Origin of the sequence: Neoroseomonas rubea (assembly GCF_016106015.1) — a bacterium.
GTDB classification, from domain to species: domain Bacteria; phylum Pseudomonadota; class Alphaproteobacteria; order Acetobacterales; family Acetobacteraceae; genus Neoroseomonas; species Neoroseomonas rubea.
Map to the genome: position 1 here is coordinate 1 of NZ_JACADQ010000673.1, position 893 is coordinate 893.

2 protein-coding genes are annotated in these 893 nt (G+C 74.5%); one reads left to right on the top strand and one right to left on the bottom strand.

The features are described 5' to 3' along the window. Window positions 1–210, bottom strand: a 210-nt coding sequence (locus HW577_RS25735) for a hypothetical protein (protein ID WP_198378915.1), incomplete at its 3' end; no start/stop codon positions are given. A gap of 225 nt (window positions 211–435) precedes the next feature. On the opposite strand from HW577_RS25735, the gene HW577_RS25740 reads away from it, so the two are divergent. Next, window positions 436–893 (top strand): hypothetical protein (locus HW577_RS25740; RefSeq protein WP_198378916.1); only part of this gene is annotated, 458 nt, incomplete at its 3' end.

Consider the following 893-nt stretch of genomic DNA (forward strand, 5'->3'; position numbering starts at 1 on the left):
CAGCGCGGCCGGCGGGTCCGGCAGGCCTGGCGGCCCGTGCAGGACGCGGGCGCGGCCATCCGGCAGGTCGACCACCAGGATGCCCGCCGCCGCAGCGCCGGTCGCGCGGGCGATGGCGTCGAGCGCGGCGGTCCAGCCGTCGGGGCAGTCCGCCCCGGCATGGATGGCGTCGAGCAGGGGCAGAAGGGCCTCGCCTCGGATGGGCGACATGGCGACCTCCGGGAACCGGGAACTCACACTTTCGTGATGACACATGGAAGCCAGTTACATGTCCAGCACCGCATGAACCGCCGCCCGGTGCCTGTGCGCGGACGCACACGTCGCGGCGACCTCATCCAAACGACGGACGCGCCGCGGGAGTTGCGGCTCCTAGCCTTCCATTCCGCCCGCATCCGGCGCGCTGCCATGCCGGGCGGAGGAGATGGGAGAGCGAGCATGATCCGACATTGCCTGCTGGCCGGCCTGGCGCTGGCCGCAGCACCCGCCGTCGCCGGCGAATACACGACCTACCGGCTGCTCGACATCGTGCAGGCCACCGCAGGGCCTGACCCGGGCTGCCGCGCTACGGCACTGCTCAACCTGCCCACCGGCTGGCATTCGGGCGATGCCGCCGTGGTGCTGCTGACCGCCGCGCCAATGGTCGACGCGACGCGCGACCGGCTGGTCGCGGCGCTGCTCGAGGAGCAGGCCGCGGTGCTGGAGGTGGTCACCGCGCCATGCCCGGAAAACGGCGCGAGTGATGCGGCCGGCGATGCGCTCGGCGCGCTGCGCGCGCTGCACGTGACGGAAGGCGCGGGCCTCGTCGTCGCCATCGGCTACGGCCCCGGCGGGCGGGCCGCCAGCGCGGCGGCGGAGGAGGCGGAGCGGCGCCTCGGCCCTGGCGGGCCACGCTT